Origin of the sequence: Streptomyces cinnamoneus (assembly GCF_014650495.1) — a bacterium.
Classification (GTDB): Bacteria; Actinomycetota; Actinomycetes; order Streptomycetales; family Streptomycetaceae; genus Streptomyces; species Streptomyces cinnamoneus.
In genome coordinates this window covers 307,403-322,429 of the sequence record NZ_BMVB01000006.1, presented here as the reverse complement: position 1 = coordinate 322,429, position 15,027 = coordinate 307,403, and the positions used below count along the sequence as shown (strand labels likewise).

The following is a 15,027-nucleotide window of genomic DNA, read 5'->3' as shown; positions in this document are numbered from 1 at the left end:
GAGGCGCCACGCATCACTTGGTGAGGCTCATTGTCGCCTCAGCGCACCCCGCAGTAGTTCGGCGAAACCATCGCGCAGCTCTGCTCGGGTGGGCGCCTCGGCGTGGAAGGACCCCGCGGTGCACGAGAACATCAGCCCCTCGCTCCAGGCGAGCAGGCTCAGTGCGTGCCGCTCCGGCTCGGTGGAGCCCGCCGCCGTCATGAGTGCGACGAGGGGTTCGCGGAAGGCGCGTCCCTCGGCGTCGTAGATCTTCCGCAGCTCCGGCCGCCGGGTCGCTTCCAGGGCCAGTTCGTAGCGGGCGAGGAGCAGTTCGCGGTGGTCGGTGAGGATGCGGTGCAGGGCCAGGGCGACCGCATCGGCGAGGGCCTCCGGGCCGTCCGTGAGGGCGGGCATCTCCTCCAGCGTCAGCACCCGGGCCTCGCGGGCCGCGTGCCGCCGCATGGCCAGTTCCAGCAGCGCCGCCCGCGTTCGGGCGTGATTGGAGGTCGAGCCGGGCGGCAGCCCGGCCGCCTCGTCCACCGCACGGTGCGTCAGGCCGCGCATGCCGCGCTCCGCGAGCAGGGTGATGGCGGTGTCGGCGATCAGTTCGGCGCGGGAGGCGGTGGCCGGGCGGGTGGTGCGTTCGGTGCTCATGGTGCCCAACCTAGCGACGCCGTGCCCGTCCCCGCCCGTACCACCCTGGCACTTCCACTACGGACGTAGTAGCCTCGCACTACAGATGTAGTGGCGTGCGGCAGTGCAGCCGTGGTTGAGGCAGCGACGAGGAGAAGTCATGGAAGAACCCCGTGCGGTCGTCATCGGTGCCGGCATCGGCGGCCTCACCGCAGCGGTTGCGCTGCGGCGCACGGGCTGGCGGGTCACCGTGCTCGAACGGGCCGCCTCCCTCGAACCCGTCGGCGCCGGGATCTCCCTCGCGCCCAACGCCCAGCGCGCCCTCGACGTCATCGGCCTCGGCGACGACGTCCGCGCGCTCGCCGCCTGGCGGGGCGACGGGGGACTGCGGACCCCGAGCGGCCGCTGGCTCTCCCGTACCGACAGCGCGGCGGCCGCCCGGCGGTTCGGCGGCCCCCTCGTCCTCCTGCACCGCGCCACCCTGGCCGAACTGCTCGCCGCACAGCTTCCCGACGACGCCGTACGCACCGGAGCCGCCGCCACCCTCGCCGACCCGGGCGCAGCCACCCGGCCGGCCACGGTCACCACCCCCGACGGGGACGTCGAGGCCGACCTCGTCGTGGGCGCCGACGGCATCAACTCCGCCGTGCGCCGCACGCTCTTCCCCGCCCACCCCGGACCCGTGTACACCGGCTTCACCACCTGGCGCATGGTCGTCCCGGCCCCGTCCCGGCCCTTCGCCCCCCACGAGACCTGGGGCAACGCACGGCTGTGGGGCACCCACCCGCTCAAGGACGGGCGGATCTACGCCTACGCCTCGGCCGCCGCACCCGCCGGCAGCCGCGCCCCCGACGACGAGAAGGCCGAACTGCTGCGCCGGTTCGGCGACTGGCACCACCCCGTCCCGGCCGTCCTCGCCGCCGTCGAACCCGCAGCGATCCTCCGCCACGACGTCCGCCACATGGCCCGGACGCTGCCCGCCTACCACCACGGCCGCACCGCGCTCCTGGGCGACGCCGCCCACGCCATGCCCCCCAACCTCGGCCAGGGCGGCAACCAGGCCATCGAGGACGCCATCGTCCTCGCCCACCACCTGGCCGCCGCTGCGGCGCCCGCCGACCCCACGCCGGCCCTGGCCGCCTACACCCGCGAGCGGCTGCCCCGCACCGCGGACATCGTCCGCCGCTCCGCCCGGACGGCCCGGATGGCCCTGCTCGCCGGCACGCCCGCCGCCGTCCTCCGCGACGGCGCCCTCGCCGCTGTCAGCCGCCTGGCCCCCGGCCTCCTGCTGCGCAGCTGGGAGGGCATCGCCGACTGGCAGCCACCGCACCGCACGTATGCTGCCTAGGCAGAAGTAGACAGAGGGCGGTAGGCGCACCAGGGGAGATCTCGGAATGAAGATCGGCTGCATCGGTCTCGGGGACATCGCGCAGAAGGCGTACCTTCCCGTACTCACCACCGAGCCCGGGACCGAACTCCACCTGCAGACCCGCACCCCGGACACCCTGCACCGCGTCGCCGACCTCCACCGCATCCCGGACGACCGGCGCCACACCACCCTCGACTCCCTGCTCGCGGCCGGCATCGAGGCGGCGTTCGTGCACGCGTCCACCGCCGCGCACCCCGGCATCGTCACCCGGCTGCTGGAGGCCGGCGTCGCGGTCTACGTCGACAAGCCGCTCGCCTACGACCTGGCCGAGAGCGAGCGGCTCGTCCGCCTGGCGCGCGAGCGGGGCGTCTCCCTCATGGTCGGCTTCAACCGCCGCTACGCCCCCGGGTACGCGCAGTGCGCGGACCACCCGCGCGAGCTGATCCTGCTGCAGAAGAACCGCGTGGGCCTGCCCGAGGCCCCCCGCACGCTCGTCCTCGACGACTTCATACACGTCGTCGACACCCTGCGCTTCCTGGTGCCCGGCACCGTCGACCACGTCGACGTCCGGGCCCGGGTCCGCGGCGGCCTGGTGCACCACGTCGTCCTGCAGATGTCCGGCGACGGCTTCACCGCCATCGGCACCATGAACCGCATGAGCGGCTCCACCGAGGAGATCCTGGAGGTCTCCGGCCAGGACACCAAGCGCCAGGTCCTCAACCTCGCCGAGGTGATCGACCACAAGGGCCAGCCGACCGTCCGGCGCCGCGGCGACTGGGTGCCCGTCGCCCGGCAGCGCGGCATCGAGCAGACCGTCCACGCCTTCCTCGACGCCGTGCGCGCGGGCCGGACGCTGGACGCGCAGGACGCGCTGCTCACCCATGAGCTGTGCGAGCGCATCGTCACCGAGATCGGGGAGCAGACCTCCTGACGGCCCGTGCGGCCGGCTCGGCGGCGCAGAAGAGGACCACGATCGCGACGGACCCGTACAGCGCCCAGTCCCCGGTCCGGACGTACGGGCTGGTGCCGTGCGCCAGCGGGACGTCGTAGACGGCCGCGACGCTGCGGTCCGTGCCGAGCGGTTCGCCGACCGTGCGGCCGCGCGGGTCGGCCACCGTGCTCACCCCGGTCAGCGTTGCGTGCACCATCGGCCGCCAGGTCTCGGCCGCCCGTAGTGCGGCCAGCGAGGCGTGCTGCTGCGGGGCCCAGCTGTGCTGGAAGGTCGACGTGGCCGACTGGGCGACGAGCAACTGGGCGCCGTCCCGCGTCAGCCGCCGGCTCATGTCGGGGAACGCCGACTCGAAGCAGACCAACGGCCCGACCCGCAGCCCGCGCCCGCCCGTCTCAGGCAGCCGCATCACCACCGGCCGCTCACCGCGCCGCCGGTCCTCGACGGCCGCCTTCCCCACGGACGTGGCCCAGCCGAGCGCCGAACGGAAGGGAACGTACTCGCCGAACGGCACCAGCCGCATCTTGTCGTAACGGTCCCCGGTGGGCCCCTCCGGGCCGACGAGCACGGAGCTCTTGAAGATCCCCGGCCGGTCCGAGCGCCGCGCGTCCACATTGACCAGCAGATCCGCACCGACCGCCCGGGAGAGCGCAGCGAGCCGGTCGCGCAGGTCGGGGCGGCTCCCCAGATCCTGGCCGACGCTGCTCTCGCCCCACACCACGAGATCCACCCGCTGCCCGGCCAGTTGCCGGGTGAGCTCGGCCTGCCGGTCGAAGCGCCGCTGCACACTGCCCGCACCGTCGACGACTCCCGGCTGAACGACCGCAACCCGCACCGTACCGGCGTACTCCGGCACGGGCGCCCACACCCAGACGCCCGCCACGACCAGCGCACAGGCCACGACCCCGGCACCGGCGGCCTTACGGGTCCGGGGCGCCGAAATGAGGGCGGTGAGCCCGGTGTTGACGGCGACGATCAGAAACCCGACCAGCCACACACCCCCGACCGAGGCGAGCCGCAGCGCGGGAGCGACCTGCCACTGACTGGCCCCGAGCAGCCCCCAGGGCCCACCCAAGTACTCCCAGGACCGCACGAGTTCGACGACCAGCCACCCGGCCGGCACGACGAACAGTGCGGCCACGACCCGCCCGGCCCCGGACGTTCCCCCCAGCAGCCGGTGCACCAGCAACCCCCAGGGTGCCCACAACAGCCCGAGCAGCGCGGCCAGCACGAGGATGAAGACATGCAGACTGGGCAGCAGCCAGTGATGCACGAAGAGCAAGAACCCCGCCCCGCCCAACCACCCCTCAACCGCCGCCCGCCGCCCCGTGGGCGCCGACCGCACGAGCAGCATCCAGGGCACGAGGGCCACCCAGGCGAGCCACCACAGCGAGGCGGCGGGAAAGGCCAACGCGGGCACGGCCCCGGCGACGACGGCCCCACAGGCCCGCGGCCAGGGCGAGGCGAGTAGTCGCCCTGGCTGTTTTGCCGGGGTCAGTATCGTCATCACGTGCCTCCCTCATGCGCGCTGATCACAGTGTCGGGCATGCCCCGGCCGTTCACCTGAGTCACCACGCATGAGCGAGATCCGGCCTGTGCCGGAAATGGATGGACCCGCCTCCTACCGGCGGCGCAGCCACTTCCGGACCGACCGCCACCACGAGGAACGCGTGGCCACGGGCTCCCTGTCAGGCGTCGCCGGGGAGGCTGCCGACTGCGCCGGAGCGCCCGGCTGCGCCGGGGTGGACTCGCAGATGGTCAGCTCCGACAAGTGCGGCTGGTGCGCCTTGAATTTCACCGGCAGCTCGCTCAGATGGCGAGTCATCATGGTCGAACGGTAGGTGAGCTCGTACTCCTCACAGGCGAGGTTGAGATCGGGCAGTCGCAGCAGCAGGGCGTCGATGCCCGTGCCTGCGATAGCCCGGCCCACGTCTTGACCGGGACATTCGTGTGCTCCGCCGCTGAAGGCCAGGTGAGAGCGATTGCCATGGATGGGGGCGTCCAGATCGGGCCGGATCGCCTTGTCCACATTGGCGGCGGCGAGCCCCAGTACCAGTGCGTCACCCGCCTTGATCTGCTGTCCGCCGAGCTCCGTGTCCTGAGCGGCCCAGCGGCCCAGGATGGTGATGAACGGAGGCTCGTCCCAAAGGACTTGCTCGACTGCGTCGGGCAACGTCATGTGCCCGCCCGCGAGGGAAGCCCGGAAGCGGACGTCGGTGAGCACCATCTTCAGAGTGTTCGCGATGACGTTCGCAGTGGATTCGAAAGCGGCGATCAGGACGAGTCGCAGGTGCTGCTGTACCTCGTCGTCCGAAAGGCCGGAGGGATGTTCCAGCAGCCAGGTGGTGAAGTCCGCTCCGGGCTGTGCGTGCTTCCGCGCCACGAGCTTGCGCAGCGTCTCCTGGAGGAATTCATTGCTCGCCACCGCCGTCTCGGTGCCCCTGAGCATGTCGCGGGCGGCATTCACCAACTGGGGGCTGTACTCCTCGGGCATGCCGAGCAGCTGGGTCATCGCCATCATCGGCAGGTGCTCCGCGAACTGACTCACGAGATCGGCATGTCCCGTGGTGCAGAAGCGGTCGACCAGCTGATTGGCACACTCCGCGACATGGCGGCGGATGCCCCGCTTGTCGAAGCGGGCGATGCTGTCGTTAACGGCACCACGCCATCGCTCGTGCTGCTCGCCGTCGGCGAAAGTGCAGATCGGCTGCCAGGTGGTGACAGGCGTCAGGGGGTGATCGGGGGGGACCCGGCCCTCGCGCATGTCGGCCCACAGCCGGGAGTCCCGTGAGAATCGTGAAGGCGTCCGCGTCACGTCGAGGGTTTCCCGGTACCCCAGCACCAACCAGGCGGGAAGGTCACCATGGAGCAGAATGGGAGCGACTGGCCCGTGCTCGGCCCGCAGCCGCTCGTACAGCCCGTACGGGTCCTTCTCCGCCTCCGGCCCGTACAGCCGTGTCGCGCCGGCGTGTGCCGGGCACCCCGGCGGCGGCGTCGGGAGGGCTTCGGCGCGGGAGTGTTCAGACGTGTCGGTCACTGGGGCTCCGTGGGGACGGTTGTGAGGGTGTACAGATAGCGCATCAGCGCCATCAGGGTGTCGCGGCAGGACGAGCGGTCGCGGGCGTCGCAGTCGACCATGGGGACGGAATCGTCCAGGTCCATTGCGGTCCGCAGTTCCGACATGGGGTATCTGGGGGCGCCGGGGAAGGCGTTGACCCCGACGACGAACGGCACGCCGCGCTCCTCCAGGCGGCCGATCACGTCGTAGCTGACCTCCATCCGGCGGGTGTCGAGGAGGACGACGGCGCCGAGGGCGCCCTCGAAGAGGCCGTTCCACAGGAACCAGAAGCGCTGCTGGCCGGGTGTTCCGAAGAGGTACAGCACCAGTTGGTCGTTGATGCTGATCCGGCCGAAGTCCATGGCGACCGTGGTCTCGGTCTTCTGCTCGATGCCGGCCAGGTCGTCCACGCCGACGCCGGCCTGGGTCATCGTCTCCTCGGTCGTCAGTGGACGGATCTCGCTCACCGAGCCGACCAGGGTCGTCTTGCCGACCCCGAATCCTCCGACGATCACTACCTTGACGGCCGCGGTGGCGGAGGCGGGGAGGGTGTCCTCGCTGCGCGGCCCGGCGTAGCCGTCAGAGCTTTTGTAGTCCATGCATCACCGCCTCAAGCAGTCGAACGTCGGGCAGTGCGGCCGTCGGCACCGGCGGGCGGGCCTCGACCTGGCCGCCGGTGAGGAGCTCGGTCAGGAGCGGGGTGAGGGTGCTGACCGGGAGTTCCAGGTACGCGGATACCTCGGCCACCGACAGCGGGTAGTCGCACATCCTGACGACGGCCGCGTGCTCCGGTTGGAGTCCGGGGTCGGGCTCGGTCCGGGACACGATCAGCGTGACCAGGTCGAGCCCCTTCTTCGCCTCCGCGTGGCCTTCGCCGCCGTTGAGGATGTACAGCCGGTCCGGATTGCCCGCGGGCTCCGGACCGGACGCGGGACCGGGTGCGGCTTCGTTCATGTCACCGCCCCGCCGACCCGTGGCGGGCTGGTGAGGTGGGAGCCGATGCGGGCCACGAGGTCCCGCATCTTCATGCCCATCAGCCCGGCGTCCACGTCGTCGTCGGCCAGCACCGCCAGATACGCTCCGGCGCCGGCGGCCATCAGGTAGAAGAATCCGCCGTCGACCTCGATCACGACCAGGCGCATCTGTCCGTCCCCGTGCGGGAACTCGGAGGCGATGGCCGTGGACAGGCTCTGCAGTCCGGCACAGGCGGCGGCGAGGCGGTCGGCGACCTCCGTGTCGGTGCCGTGCTGGGCCATGCGCAGGCCGTCCGAGGACAGCACGATCACGTGGCGGGTCTGAGGGACGCTGGTTGCCAGGTCCTTGAGCATCCAGTCCATGTTGAACCGCGGCTGCTGCGTCACTTGGCTACTCTTCCTTGTCTGACGGGATATCACTGTTCGGCCGCCGGGCCCCGTCCTGCTGCGGCAGTTCCCCGTTGATGCCGCTGGTGAAGGCGGCCAGCCACAGGCCGGGCTGGACGGGTTGCTCCTCCGGAGCGGACGGGACCGGGGCACTGCGGTCGGTGGTGGTCCGGCTGTGCTCCGCCGGACCGCGGCGGTCCGCCGCACCCCGGCGGTCGGCGCCCGCACGGCCGCGCTCGGCGGCCGCGCCCCGGCCGAACGGAAGGGGCGCGGGTCCGCGCCGGCGGCGGCGCTGGGGGAGCCCGCTGTCGCCCAGCGGCGGGGGCACGGGGCTGTCCATGATGGGCGCCGCGGAGGGCTGGAGCGGGATCGAGCCGGGGCGCCGCTTCTTCTTGAACGGGGGAAGCTTGGGGGCGCGGGCGATGTCGCCGCCGGGGAACCTGCTCGCGGTGATCAGGTTCGGCGGGATGACCAGCACCGCACGGACGCCGCCGTACGCGGAGGGCCGCAGCGAGACGATGAAGTCGTGGGCGTTGGCGAGGCGGCTGACCACGGCCAGGCCCAGCCGGGGCGACTCGCCCAGGTCGTCCAGGTCGAGGCCGCCCTCCTTGGACAGCACCCGGTCGGTGCGGCGGCGGGCCTCGTCGGTCAGGCCGACGCCGGCGTCCTCGATCTCGACCGCGATGCCGGACTGGATGTCCACCGCGGTCAGGTGCACCCGCGTCTGGGGCGGGGAGTAACGGGTGGCGTTGTCCAGCAGCTCTGCCAGGGCGTGGATCACCGGCTCGACGGCGGGACCGACCACGGCGACGTCCGCCACCGAGTGCAGGTCCACGCGACGGTATTCGAGGATGCGCGACATCGCGCCGCGCAGCACGTTGTAGAGCGGGATCTCGGAGCGCCACTGGCGGCCCGGGCGCGAGCCGCCCAGCACCGCGATGCTGTCGGCGAGCCGGCCGGTCAGGGCGTTGCCGTGGTCCAGGTGGAGCAGGTCGCCGAAGACGTCCGGGTTGTTGCCGTGCTTGTGCTCCATCTCCCGGATGTCGTAAGCCTGTTGGTGAACGATGGCCTGCATGCGTCGGGCGATGTTGACGAACGCGCGGTGGGCCGCGTCACGCAGCGCCTCTTCCGCCTGAACGGCCTCGATGACGGACCGCACGATCGAGCGGTGGGCGGCGGCGAAGCCGGGTTCCAGCTCGTGGATCGGGATCGTCACGCGCAGGACCTGATCGGTGGGGGCACCGTGGCGCATCAGCTTGAGCGCTTCGGGCATCACGTCGCGGGCGAAGCGCCAGGTCTCCGCGTCGTGCTGGTCGAGCCGGTGCTGCAGGAGGGCCTCCCGCTCGGCGTGGCGCCGGCGCAGTCCTGCGATCACCCGTCCCCGGCGGGCCGCCTCGGCGGAGGCCAGCGCCACCGCCACCGTGGCCGCCGCGCCGCACCAGGCCACGGGCGCGCGGGCCACGGGGGTCACGGCGAGGGAGGCGGTGACCGTGCACACGGCCAGTACCAGAGGGGAGACCACCCATATGAGGGCGGAGGCGGGCCGCCCCGGAGCCGACGAGCCAGTACCAACCATCGAGATCCTCGGAACTCTTGAAGACATAAAGGAGTGGGGGCCGGCGCGCGGCGTTTTCCGTTCTCCCGGAAAGGCGGCGGCAGCACAGCACTTGACCGCAGCGGGCCGAAGCAGTGACGGCCCGCTGCGCGAGATGGAGCGTAGCTTGTTGTGGAGTGCTCCGGCGCGAAGTTGTCATATTCGCATGATGGGCTGACGAGCGAATTCGAATGGCCTCATAATGTCCTGCACCATGCACGCGAATGCATTTCCGAATGGCCTGAAAGGGCGTTCGGCGGCGGGTGGGGGTCACGCTCACGGGTGGTCCGTCCGGCGAACCTTGCCCGGACGGCCGCGGACGGGGCTAGGCTCGCCCCACTACTTTCTCCGGGGAGACATCGCCATGTCGGGGCATCAGCGTGAACGCGACCCATCTGCAGCCCTGTTCGAGCGCGAGCGCGAGCTCGCTGTGGCCGAACGGGCGGTGCACGGCCTCTGCGGCCGCCAAGGGCCGGACGGACCAGAGGACGGTGATCAACCAGGGGAGGGCAGCCTCCTCCTCATCAGCGGTGAAGCGGGCCTGGGCAAAACGGCGTTGCTCACCGAGCTGCGCCGGATGGCAACCGATTCCGGCGCGTGCACGGTGCTCTTCGCGCGGGGCAGCAGGTCGGCCGAGCAGGTGCCGTTCCACGTCGTCCGGCAGCTGCTCCAGCCGGCCCTCGCGCCGATGTCCACGGACGCGCGGCAGGAGCTGCTCGGCGGCTGGTACGACATCGCCGGGCCCGCGCTGGGCATCGCGCCGCCCGTCGGCCCGCAGGCCGACCCGCAGGGCGTGCGCGACGGACTCGACTGGGTGGTCACCCAACTCGCCGTGACGCGCAAGCCCTTGGTCGTCGTCGTGGACGACGCCCACTGGGCCGACCCCGAGTCCCTCTCCTGGCTCACCTCCTTCAGCGTGCGTCTGGGGGAGCTGCCGCTGCTGCTCGTGCTGGCCTACCGGCCCAAGGAACTCCCCGATCACACCCCGGCCTTCCAGGATCTGGTCGAGGGACGGTCGGTCCGGCCGACCGAGCTGCGCACCCTGACGCCGGAGGCCGTGGCCGGCCTGGTGCGCGACGCCCTCGGGCCCGCGGCCGACGGCCCGTTCTGCCGCGAGGTGTGGGCGGTCACCGACGGAAACCCGTACGAGGTCGTCGAGCTGATAGCCAAGGCGAAGGACCGTGATCTCGAACCGGTCGAGGAGTCCGCGCCCCTGCTGCGCGATCTGGGTGCGGCCGCCCGCGGCAAGGGCCTGGTGTCGCGGCTGGAGCAGCTCGGATCGTCGGTGACCCGCTTCGCCTGGGCCGCCGCGATCCTGGGCACGGAGATCGAGGTGCACCTGGCCGCCAGCCTGGCGGGCATGGGCCCGGCCGAGGCCGCCGACAACGCGGACCAGCTGCGTGAGGCCCGTATCCTCACGGGCAGTTCCCGGCTGGAGTTCGTCCACCCGTTGATCGCCACCGCCGTCTACCGCGCCATCCCCGGTGCCACCCGCACCGCCATGCACGGACAGGCGGCCTGGCTGTCGGCCGACGCGGGCAAGGGCGTGGCCGTCTCCGCCCGGCACCTGCTGGAGGTCCATCCCGAGGGCGACACCGATGTGGTCAACCAGCTGCGTGCCGCGGCTCGCGAACACCTCGCGGTGGGCGCCCCGGACGCGGCCCGCCGCTGTCTGGAGCGGGCGCTCAAGGAGCCGCCGCCCGAGGAGGAGCGGGCCACGCTGCTGTACGAGCTGGGCTGCGCGGCGCTGCTCACCTCGCCGCAGACCACGGTCAACCACCTGCGGGCCGCGCTGGACCTGCCGGACCTCAGCGAGGAGCTGCGCGTCGACGCCGCGTACCGGCTCTCCCAGGCGTACGCGCACAACAGCCAGCTCCGCGAAGCCGTCGCGGTCGTGGCCGACCAGGCGTCGCGCACCCCACCGGGCCCCGGCCTGATGCGGCTGCAGGCCGCCCACTACCTGTGGAAGGGCATCCAGGTCGAGGAAGAGGACGCCCTCGGCCGCTCGCACCGCATCGCCGACCTCGCCCGGCCCCTCCAGGGCCGGAACAACGCCGAGCGGGCCCTGCTCGCGCTGCGTGCCTTCGACGGCATGATCCGTGGCGAGAACGCCCTGGAGGTCAACGAGATCGTCGAACGGACGCTGCCGAACGGCCGGCTCGCGGAGGGCATGGGCTGGACGAACACCGAGTGGGGCTTCGAACTCCCCAGCATCATCGGCATCACGTTCGCCTACACCGACCGGCTCGACCAGGCCGAAGAGCTCTTCACCGATGCCGTGCGCGCCTTCGAGATCTCCGGCTGGAGCGGTGCCCACCTGGCGCTGGCCCATGACTTCCTCGGTCTGGTCCAGCGGCGCCGCGGTCAGCTCGCGAAGGCCGAGCAGACCCTGCGCAAGGGGCTGGAGCTGGCCTATCGCCTCGGTCCCGGGCTGCCCACCCAGTGGGACGGCACCTGCCTGCTGATCGACACCCTGATCGCCCGGGGCAAGATCGACGAGGCGCAGGCCGTGGCGGAGCAGAACCAGTTCTACCCGCCCTACTCGCCGGTGATCGTCCTGCCCGACGCCGCCTGTCTGGCGGGCCGGTTGCTGCTGCAGCGGGGCAGGGTCAAGGAGGCCGTCGCCGAGCTGGAGGCCGCCGGGAAGCGGCTCGACGAGCGCGGCCGGCACAACACCCTGTGGGCTCCCTGGGCGCTCGACCTCGCGACCGCCGTCGCCGACGAGGAGCCGGAGCGCGCCCGGGAGCTGGCCGAGACGGCCATCGCGCACGCCCACCGGTTCGGTACGGAGACCGCGATCGGCGAGGCGCTGCGCCGCTCGGCCCCGCTGTACGGGCGGGAGGAGCGGCTGGCCAGGCTCGCCAAGGCCGTCGGTCAGCTGGTCGAGTCGCCGTGCCGCTACGAGTACGCGGCGGCGCTGGTCGACCACGGCTCCGCGCTGCGGGAGGCGGGTCGCAAGGCCGAGGCGGTCGAGCGGTTCCAGGAGGGTCTGGCCGTGGCCGAGCTCTGCGGCGCGGACGGGCTGATCGAGCGGGCCCGGTCCGGGGTGGCGGAGTGCGCCCTGGGAGAGGACGGTCCGAGGGACTGACGGAGGAGAAGACGGGTCGCCGCACGCGGGAGCAAGGGCTCACGAGGCGCGGCGGCCCGCTTTCTTGGCAGGGGCTTTTTGGGCGCTCCTGGCGGAAGTGCTCTTCGCCGTGCTGCTTTTCGCCGAGGCACTCTTCGATGCCGTGCTCTTCGCGGCGGATTTCTTGGACGTGGCGGTCTTCGCGGTGCTTTTGGCCGCGGTCTTCTTGGCCGGCGCCTTTTTGCTCGTGCTCCTTTTCGATTCCGCGGTCTTCTTGGCGTCGTCCTGTGCGGCGGCCCGCGGCCCGGCCTTTCCCGGTGGTGCCTTCCGGCCCGCCGAATCGATGGACGCCTGCAGGGCGGCCATCAGGTCGATGACGTTGTCGGGTGCGGGCGTGGTCTCCTTGCGGGGCGCGGGGCGGTGGTCCAGGTGGGCGCTGATGAGCTCGCCGAGGGCGATCTCGTACTCGTCCTCCAGCGAGTCGAGGTCGAAGTCCTCCGAGAGGGTGTCCATCAGGCTGGTCGCCATCTTCAGCTCCTGGGGCCGCACGGTGACGGAGGCGGGGGGCGCCAGGTCGCCGGCGTCGCGGATCTCGTCCGGCCAGTACATGGTGTGCAGGGTCAGCAGGTCCTCGTGGACGCGCAGCAGGGCCAGCGACTCCCGGGTGCGCAGCGCGATCTTGGTGACGGCGACCCGTTCGGTCTGCTTGAGGGTCTCCCGCAGCAGGGCATAGGGCTTGTTCGCCGCCGCGTTCTCGGGGGCCAGGTAATAGGCGCCGGAGAGCTGGAGGGGGTCGATGCGGTCGGCGTCGACGAAGGCCAGGACGTCGATGAGCTTCTTGCTCGGCAGGGGCAGGCCCGCGAGGTCGTTCTTGGTGACGACGGCGGTGTGCCCCTCGTCGTCCTCGAAGCCCTTGGCCACGTGCTCGTAGTCGATCTCCTTGCCGCAGGCGTCGCACACCCGCTTGAGGTGGATCCGGCCGCCGTCCTCGTCGTGGACCTGGTGCAGCTTGATGCCGTGCTCCTGGACGGCGGCGTAGAGCCGTACGGGCACGGAGACGAGCCCGAATCCGATCGCGCCCTTCCACATCGACCGCATAGTTTTATCCCTCCGCGGGGAATTCCTACCTTATGTCCGCTTCTCCGGAGCGGCAGGTGGTGGAGTTCGAGGGCCATCGGCTGTCGCTGTCCCACCTCGACCGGCTGCTCTTCCCCGCGTCGGGACACACCAAGGCGCAGGTGCTGCGGTACTACGCGGGGATCGCCCCGGCACTGCTGCCGCACGCCGTGGGGCGCGCCGCATCCTTCGTCCGTGCGCCCGAGGGCCCCGGCGGCGAGAGCTGGGTCGCCAAGACCCCGCCGAACGGTTCACCTGCCTGGGTGCCACGGGTGCCGGTCCGGCACAAGGACGGGGTCACCGAACAGGTGATGATCGACTCCACCGCCGCGCTGATCGCCATGGTGAACCTCGGCGCGTACGAGCTGCACGTGCCGCAGTGGACGGCCGCGGCGGGCCCCGACGCACACGACCGCCTCGTCCTGGACCTGGACCCCGGGGCCGGCGTCGACCTCGTCGTCTGCTGCCGCGTGGCCGAACGGCTGCGCCAGCTGCTCGCGGACGACGGGCTCACCGCGTTCCCCGTCGTCTCCGGCGCCAAGGGACTCCACCTGTACGCGCCCATCGCGCCGGCTTCCGGCCGGGCCGCCGGGCGGTACGCCAAGCAGCTGGCCGGCCGCATGATGAACGAGCACCCCGGTCTGGTGGTCGTGTCCATGGTGCGCGCCGAGCGCACGGGCAAGGTGCTCATCGACTGGTCCCAGAACGCGAGCGCGAAGACGACGGCCGCGCCGTACACGGTGCGGTTGCTGCCGGGGCGGCCGGGGGTGGCGGCGCCGGTCACGTGGGAGGAGGTGGCGGGGTGCCGGGAGCCGGGCGATCTGGCGTTCACTCCCGAGGCGGTCCTCGACCGCTTCGCCGCGGACGGCGACCTGCTGGCCGGTCTTGCGGGCGACGTGGCCCGGGTGCCGCTGCCGTAGGCAGGGGGATGTCGGTCCGTCCGGCGCCGGGGGCTCACCCCAGGTCCGTGAGATCCGGTCGCAGGCGGTGCCACGTCGGGTGGCGCAGGCGTCCGCCCGGTGTCCAGCCCGTGAAGGTCACCTCCGCCACCAGCCGCGGCTCGACCCAGTGCGCGCCCGTCACGTCGACCGGCTCCCGGAAGGGGGAGTCCGGGCGGGTGAGCACCGCCAGGTAGCGGGCGAGGTCGCGGCGTTCGGACTCGGACAGGCCGGAGCCGACGGAGCCGGTGTAGCGCAGGCCCTCCGCATCCCGCAGGCCCGTGAGGAGCGCGCCGGGCAGGCCGGTGAGCGCGCCGCGTCCCTCCGTCCAGCCGCCGATGGTCACGTCGAGCGTGACGACGTGCTTGGTCTTGCGCCAGTGGGGTGACCGCACCCCCGGGGTGTACGGGGACGACAGCCGTTTGGCGACCACGCCCTCGAAGCCGCTGCCCAGCGTGGCCTCCCACGCCTGCCGGCCGTGCCCCTCCAGATGGGCGGGCGCCGACCAGCCGGGTCCGTCGAGGCCCAGCCCGGCGAGGACGGCCCGGCGGTCCCGGTAGGCGGCGTCGAGCAGGGAGTCGCCGTCGAGGTGCAGGACGTCGAAGAGCATCAGGCGGACGGGGTACTGCAACGCCAGCTGCGCCGCGCGGCGCGGGTCGAGCACCCCCATGCGGCGCTGCAGCAGACCGAAGTCGGGGCGCCCTGCCCCGTCCAGGACGACGACCTCGCCGTCGAGCACCGCGGGGCGCCCGGCCAGCTGCTCGCCGAGCCCCTGCAGCTCCGGGTAGGCGGCGGTGGTGTCGTTGCCGGCCCGGGTGACCAGGCGGACCGTGCCGTCGCCGGGGACGCCGACGACGCAGCGCACCCCGTCCCACTTGACCTCGAAGCCCCACGCGGCGTCCTCGCCCTCGGCGGGCAGCGGCGCCGGTGTGGCCAGCATCGGGCGGATGCGGGGCAGCGCGG

13 protein-coding genes are annotated in these 15,027 nt (G+C 72.2%); 4 read left to right on the top strand and 9 right to left on the bottom strand.

Annotated features, from left to right (window positions below; genetic code table 11):
• Positions 1-27: 27 nt before the first annotated feature.
• A complete protein-coding gene (locus IE182_RS11835; protein WP_190109688.1) occupies positions 28-633 on the bottom strand; it encodes a TetR/AcrR family transcriptional regulator in 606 nt (201 codons plus the stop codon).
• A gap of 139 nt (positions 634-772) precedes the next feature.
• Between IE182_RS11835 and IE182_RS11830 the strand changes: the two genes are divergently transcribed.
• Positions 773-1,960, top strand: coding sequence for an FAD-dependent monooxygenase (locus IE182_RS11830; protein WP_190109687.1), 1,188 nt, complete (start codon positions 773-775; stop codon positions 1,958-1,960).
• 46 nt (positions 1,961-2,006) lie between these two features.
• A complete protein-coding gene (locus IE182_RS11825; protein WP_190109686.1) occupies positions 2,007-2,912 on the top strand; it encodes a Gfo/Idh/MocA family protein in 906 nt (301 codons plus the stop codon).
• On the opposite strand, the gene lnt is transcribed toward IE182_RS11825, so the two are convergent.
• From lnt to IE182_RS11795, 6 genes are all read right to left on the bottom strand, one after another.
• The gene (lnt, locus tag IE182_RS11820; RefSeq protein WP_190109685.1) at positions 2,884-4,437 is read right to left on the bottom strand and encodes an apolipoprotein N-acyltransferase; all 1,554 of its coding nucleotides are present in this window, start codon (positions 4,435-4,437) and stop codon (positions 2,884-2,886) included. The two genes, IE182_RS11825 and lnt, sit on opposite strands and share 29 nt — an antisense overlap.
• Before the next feature lie 114 nt (positions 4,438-4,551).
• On the bottom strand, positions 4,552-5,967 hold the full coding sequence (locus IE182_RS11815) for a cytochrome P450 (protein WP_190109684.1): 1,416 nt from the start codon (positions 5,965-5,967) through the stop codon (positions 4,552-4,554).
• Positions 5,964-6,587 (bottom strand): GTP-binding protein, encoded by a 624-nt coding sequence (locus IE182_RS11810; protein WP_190109683.1) that lies wholly within the window; start codon positions 6,585-6,587, stop codon positions 5,964-5,966. Before IE182_RS11810 ends, IE182_RS11815 begins: the two co-directional genes overlap by 4 nt.
• Complete coding sequence (locus IE182_RS11805; protein ID WP_190109682.1) at positions 6,568-6,942, bottom strand: DUF742 domain-containing protein; 375 nt, start codon at positions 6,940-6,942, stop codon at positions 6,568-6,570. The genes IE182_RS11810 and IE182_RS11805 overlap by 20 nt, the downstream gene beginning before the upstream one ends.
• Entirely contained in the window at positions 6,939-7,325 is a 387-nt protein-coding gene (locus IE182_RS11800; protein ID WP_190109753.1) for a roadblock/LC7 domain-containing protein, read from the bottom strand. The genes IE182_RS11805 and IE182_RS11800 overlap by 4 nt, the downstream gene beginning before the upstream one ends.
• Before the next feature lie 28 nt (positions 7,326-7,353).
• Positions 7,354-8,925 carry an ATP-binding protein gene (locus tag IE182_RS11795; RefSeq protein ID WP_190109681.1) on the bottom strand — a complete coding sequence of 524 codons (1,572 nt, stop codon included), beginning with the start codon at positions 8,923-8,925 and terminating at the stop codon, positions 7,354-7,356.
• A gap of 382 nt (positions 8,926-9,307) precedes the next feature.
• Between IE182_RS11795 and IE182_RS11790 the strand changes: the two genes are divergently transcribed.
• Complete coding sequence (locus tag IE182_RS11790; RefSeq protein WP_190109680.1) at positions 9,308-12,031, top strand: ATP-binding protein; 2,724 nt, start codon at positions 9,308-9,310, stop codon at positions 12,029-12,031.
• 39 nt (positions 12,032-12,070) lie between these two features.
• On the opposite strand, the gene ku is transcribed toward IE182_RS11790, so the two are convergent.
• Positions 12,071-13,108 (bottom strand): non-homologous end joining protein Ku, encoded by a 1,038-nt coding sequence (ku, locus tag IE182_RS11785; RefSeq protein ID WP_190109679.1) that lies wholly within the window; start codon positions 13,106-13,108, stop codon positions 12,071-12,073.
• A 32-nt stretch (positions 13,109-13,140) separates the two neighbouring features.
• Here ku and ligD (IE182_RS11780) point away from each other — a divergent pair, with 32 nt between their 5' ends.
• Positions 13,141-14,046 carry a non-homologous end-joining DNA ligase gene (gene ligD / locus IE182_RS11780; protein ID WP_190109678.1) on the top strand — a complete coding sequence of 302 codons (906 nt, stop codon included), beginning with the start codon at positions 13,141-13,143 and terminating at the stop codon, positions 14,044-14,046.
• A gap of 34 nt (positions 14,047-14,080) precedes the next feature.
• Here the strand turns inward: ligD (IE182_RS11780) and ligD (IE182_RS11775) are convergent, their stop codons facing one another.
• The gene (gene ligD / locus IE182_RS11775; protein ID WP_190109677.1) at positions 14,081-15,004 is read right to left on the bottom strand and encodes a non-homologous end-joining DNA ligase; all 924 of its coding nucleotides are present in this window, start codon (positions 15,002-15,004) and stop codon (positions 14,081-14,083) included.
• Positions 15,005-15,027 lie beyond the last annotated feature (23 nt).